Origin of the sequence: Nocardia farcinica, assembly GCF_029867845.1 — a bacterium.
GTDB lineage: Bacteria > Actinomycetota > Actinomycetes > Mycobacteriales > Mycobacteriaceae > Nocardia > Nocardia farcinica_A.
This window is the reverse complement of record NZ_JARWRU010000976.1, coordinates 1-3,812: the sequence shown is the minus strand read 5'-3', so window position 1 is coordinate 3,812 and position 3,812 is coordinate 1. Positions and strand designations below refer to the sequence as shown.

Below are 3,812 nucleotides of genomic sequence, written 5' to 3'. Positions count from 1 at the left end.
CCGCGGCCTACCGGCCGCCCATTCGGGTCTCGCTCCTCTACGGATTCCCGGGCCGGCGGCTCGCCGGCGGCGTGTGGGCCCGGCGGGGGGCCGTCGAGGCGGCCGCCGAAGACCTGTCCGGGCCCTCGGCGCCGCTGTGGTCGGCCACCGCGGTGCTGCTGTTGATCGTCGCGGGCCTGGCAGTCGCCCGGCCCGTGGTCGTTGTGAGATCCCAGGAGGAGAAATGAAACTCGTCGCAACCCGGTTGGGCGCCGTGACGGCGGTCGCCGGCGCGGCCGTGCTCGCGGCCACCGGCACCGCATCGGCGGGACCGTCGCTGTGGGTCAGCCAGACCAGCGGCCTGAGCGCGGGCCGGACGGTGTCGGTGTCGCTGAGCGGCATCAGCGCAGACCTGGGCACCGTGGCCATCGGCCAGTGCAAGTCGGCGGTGTCCACCGTCGGTGACTGCAATCTGGCGGGCGGGCTGCTCGGCACCGCCGACGGCGCGGGCAACTGGGTGTCCAACAAGGGCACCAGCGCGATCACCCTGGTCGGCAGCCTCGGCGGCGCGGACTGCGCCGCGGCGCCCGGCACCTGCTCCATGGTGGTCACCAGCCTCAACAACCCCTACAACATCCTGGCGACCGTCCCGCTGACCTTCGGATAGGCACATCATGACAGCAACGATTTCCCGCGTCGGCGCGGTCGCGGCCATGGCCGTCGGCGCCCTCGCGCTGGCCCCGGCCGCCCACGCCGAGCCCACCCTGCAACTGGATTCGTCCACCGTGACCGCGGGCGAGGCGGTGCAGGTCACGCTCGAGGGCCTGCCGCCGAACCTGCCGATGGTCACCATCGGCCAGTGCAAGGCGCAGGTGGTGGCGCCGACCGATTGCAGCCTGCAGACCGCCCTCATGGGCACCGCCGACGCCGCGGGCGTCTGGCAGGCCGACGAAGGAAAGGACGCCATCACCCTGGCCCCGGAGATCGGCGGGGTGGTCTGCACGAGCGCGGCGGGCGCGTGCACGCTGGCGGTCACCAGCCTGACCAACCCGGCGAACATCATCACCTCGGTGCCGCTGGATTTCGCGGCGGCCGAGGAACAGCCGCCCGCCCCCGCGCCGGAAGCGGCCGCCGAGAGCGACGAAGCCGACAGCAACGCGCCGCTGATCATCGGCGCGGTGGTCGTGGTCGTGGTGGCACTGGCGGCGGTCGCGGCCTTCCTGATGCGCAGGCGCGCGAGCTGACCGCACGGGCCGGGCGATGAGGCCCTGGCCGGATGGACGGATCCCCGAGGTGCTCCTACCGCCTCGGGGATTCGCCACGCAAGTGTATCGGCCGCGCGGGGTCGGGCGCCGCGGCCATCGGACACCTGCCAGGTGACCGATGGCGGATGTCACCGACAGGCGGCGTGTTCGGCCGTCGCGCGCAGGTAGTCCAGCGCACGGGCCAGTTCCCACACCTCGCCCATCTTCTGACCGATGTCGAACAGGTTGGCGGCGTGCACCGCCGGGTCACGGTCGCCCACGGCATCGGCGACGACGATGGGCACGAACCCGTGCTGCATGGTGTCCAGCGCGGTCGCGCGCACACACCCGCTGGTGGACAGGCCCGCGATGAGCACCGTGTCGACACGCGCCGCGGTCAGGTGCGAGCCCAGAGTCGTGCCGAAGAACGCGCTCGGATACTTCTTGGTCAGTCGCAGCTCCCCCGGCGCAGGCGCGAGACCGTCGATGAACTCGGCGAACGAGCTGCCCGCGCAGAACGCGCGCAGACTGGGCGCCTTGCGGAAGAACACCCCCGCGTCCGCCCCGTCCGCCCGCAACCGCACCTCGGTCACCACGACCGGGAACCCGGCGCGCCGCACCGCAGCCAGCAGGGTGCGCATCGCCTCGACCGGCCGTTCGACGCCCGCGTACAGCGAGCACCTCGGGTCGATGTAGGCGCGGGCCGGGTCGACCAGGACGAGCGCGGGCCGCGTTCCCGGTTCGAGTGCGCCACCGAAACCGGCCAGGGCGTAGTCGTCGGCGAGGTCCGGCCGCGTCGGCGCGGTCGATTCCCGCGCCGGGCCGGATGCGGCAGCGGAGGACGCCGGGGCGCCCCTTGATTCGTCGACGGACATCAGCGGGGCCTTTCCTCGATGTCGGGCTCGGAAGCGGTGTCAACCCGGGCGCGGTGTCGAACTCGGGCACGGTGGCGGGCTCGGGCACGGTGGAACTCGGGTGCGGTGTAACTCGGGTGCGGTGGCGGGCTCGGCCGGGGTAACGGGCTCAGCCGGGGTGGCGGTGCAGGTAGGCGCCCCTCGGATCGCCGGTCACCCGCCCGTCCTTGCAGATCCGATGCCCGCGCAGGAAGACGTCGGTGACCCGCGCGGACATCTCGAACCCCTCGAACGGCGTGTACTGCTGGGCGGATTCGGAATCGGCCGCCCGCACCGTCCACCGGGCATCCGGGTCGACCAGCGCGATGTCGGCGTCGAAGCCCACGGCGATGTCCCCCTTGCCCGTCAGGCCGTAGCGGCGCGCCGGGTTCCACGAGGTCGATTCGGCGATCCGCGACAGCGACAGCCCGCGCCTGATCCCCTCGCCGACCAGACCGGGCAGCAGGTACTCCGCGCCGCCGAAGCCGGACTTCGCGGCGAACACATCGTCGCGGTCGGTCCCGAACTTCTGCTCGTCACGACAGCACGCGTGGTCGCTGACCACCCAGTCGAGTTCGCCTGCCAGCAGGTGCCGCCACAGCGCCTCCACATCGGCGCGCTCCCGTAGCGGCGGATTGACCTTGCCGCCGATCCCGGACGCGCTGTCCACGTCGGCGAGCAGGTGGCCGATGGTGACCTCGCGCCGGAAGTCCACCGAGGGGAAGGCCGATGCCATGCGCAGGGCCGCGTCCACGGCCTCGGCCGAGGACAGGTGCAACAGATTGATGCCCGCCATTCCGGTCTCGTGGGCGAGATAGGCGGCCATGGTGATGGCGAGGCCCTCCGAGTGCGGCGGGCGGGAGGCGCTGTAGGCCCGCAGGCCGGTGAGAACGCCCTCGCGTTCCACCATGGCGGTGTAGGCGGCCATGATCTCGGCGGTCTCGCAGTGCAGCGACAGCGAGACCGCCGCGCCGTAGCGGGCCCGGGCGGCGGTCAGCGCGCGCATGACGAACTCGAAGTGCGCCAGGTCGTAGCGCTCGTCCCGGCCGATCATGAGGAAGGCGGCCTGGTCGTCGGAACGGCCGTGCAGGCCGTGGCCGCCGTAGAACATGAAGATCTTGAACGAGACGATGCCGAAATCCTCGATCAGGGACGGTATCTCGGCGATGTGCTCGGCGGTCATCGGGGCCAGGTGCAGCGCGTGGTCGACGAAGGACCGGCCCGCCATGGCATCGAGCGCCACCGGCACGAACTCCCGGTACGGTCCGCCGCGATTCAGGTAGTACTGCCCGGTCCGCATGTAGGTCAGCGAGGTGGTGACCCCGCCCTGCGCGCAGGCACGGCTCTCGCTGTCGGTGTCGGCGGCCAGATCCCGGTAGATGCCCCAGTGCTGGTGGCCGTCGACCACGCCGGGGAAGGCCAGCAGGCCTTCGGCGTCCACGACCCGCGCGGCGTCCGACACCGCGAGGCCGGGGCCGACCGCGCTGATCCTGCCGTCGGTGACCGCGATGTCCACCGGCGGCGGGGGTTCCGGGGTATCCGTTCCCGGCCGCACCACACGCGCGTGCCGGATCAGCAGATCGATCGAGGACACCTCGAACTCCATTCCTGTCCGCGAGACACAAGCAGCTGTGGGCTGTTTCGGACCGCCGGGCACCCGGCGGTGCGCCGCCCCACCCCGCGGGGGGGGGGGGGG

At 72.3% G+C, this 3,812-nt stretch carries 5 protein-coding genes; 3 read left to right on the top strand and 2 right to left on the bottom strand.

Annotation, left to right across the window (positions count from 1 at the left end):
- From QH283_RS21565 to QH283_RS21555, 3 genes are all read left to right on the top strand, one after another.
- A partial coding sequence (locus tag QH283_RS21565; protein WP_280504789.1) for a hypothetical protein occupies window positions 1-227 on the top strand: 227 nt, incomplete at its 5' end.
- On the top strand, window positions 224-646 hold the full coding sequence (locus QH283_RS21560) for a neocarzinostatin apoprotein domain-containing protein (RefSeq protein WP_280504788.1): 423 nt from the start codon (window positions 224-226) through the stop codon (window positions 644-646). The genes QH283_RS21565 and QH283_RS21560, both read left to right, overlap by 4 nt.
- Window positions 647-653: 7 nt before the next feature.
- The gene (locus QH283_RS21555) at window positions 654-1,223 is read left to right on the top strand and encodes a hypothetical protein (RefSeq protein ID WP_280504787.1); all 570 of its coding nucleotides are present in this window, start codon (window positions 654-656) and stop codon (window positions 1,221-1,223) included.
- A 149-nt stretch (window positions 1,224-1,372) separates the two neighbouring features.
- Here QH283_RS21555 and QH283_RS21550 read toward each other — a convergent pair whose 3' ends face one another.
- Together QH283_RS21550 and QH283_RS21545 are read right to left on the bottom strand one after the other, a co-directional pair.
- Window positions 1,373-2,098, bottom strand: a complete 726-nt coding sequence (locus QH283_RS21550) for an isochorismatase family protein (protein WP_280504786.1) — start codon at window positions 2,096-2,098, stop codon at window positions 1,373-1,375.
- Window positions 2,099-2,246: 148 nt separating this feature from the next.
- A complete protein-coding gene (locus tag QH283_RS21545) occupies window positions 2,247-3,722 on the bottom strand; it encodes a dihydroorotase family protein (RefSeq protein ID WP_280504790.1) in 1,476 nt (491 codons plus the stop codon).
- Between the last annotated feature and the right edge of the window lie 90 nt (window positions 3,723-3,812).

What these genes read in the sequence shown, in the direction of transcription:
- QH283_RS21560 (WP_280504788.1), top strand. Translation starts at nt 224, where the DNA reads ATGAAACTCGTCGCAACCCGGTTGGGCGCCGTGACGGCGGTCGCCGGC.
- QH283_RS21555 (WP_280504787.1), top strand. Translation starts at nt 654, where the DNA reads ATGACAGCAACGATTTCCCGCGTCGGCGCGGTCGCGGCCATGGCCGTC.
- QH283_RS21550 (WP_280504786.1), bottom strand. Translation starts at nt 2,098, where the DNA reads ATGTCCGTCGACGAATCAAGGGGCGCCCCGGCGTCCTCCGCTGCCGCA.
- QH283_RS21545 (WP_280504790.1), bottom strand. Translation starts at nt 3,722, where the DNA reads ATGGAGTTCGAGGTGTCCTCGATCGATCTGCTGATCCGGCACGCGCGT.